1 protein-coding gene is annotated in these 391 nt (G+C 49.1%); it reads left to right on the top strand.

All coding sequences use genetic code 11. The annotated features are described in order from the left end of the window. The coding region (locus HG543_RS54280; protein WP_211194840.1) for a condensation domain-containing protein at positions 1 to 391 on the top strand (391 nt) is incomplete at both ends.

Genomic DNA, 391 nt, shown 5'->3' with positions numbered 1-391 from the left:
ACTCTATGGAGCGGCTGTGGTCAGTGGTGTGAGGGATGATAGCGCCATTATCCCCTCATCTCTGAAACCCCTTGTAGACACACTGTCGGCCCGACGTCACACCTTTCAGCACGACTATTGGGCTGCATATCTTCGGGAGGGAACACCAACTTGTATCGTGCCGCTGTCACAATATCACACAGATACTGAAGCCGAGAACAATTCTTACGTTAATCAAACAAATCATGTGGAGATCAATTTGTCTCCGGATGTGTGTCAGAAAATACAGACGCTATGCAGCGATTATCGTATCACCCCCGCAGTAATCTTCTATGTGGCCTGGGGCATCCTGCTACAACGTTGGTGCTATGCTGACGATGTGTTATTCGGCGCGACAATATCAGGGCGAAAT

It is taken from the genome of Pyxidicoccus fallax (assembly GCF_012933655.1).
In the GTDB taxonomy this organism is placed as follows: Bacteria; Myxococcota; Myxococcia; order Myxococcales; family Myxococcaceae; genus Myxococcus; species Myxococcus fallax.
Note: the sequence above shows the minus strand (reverse complement) of the source record. Positions and strands in the feature narration are given on the sequence as shown.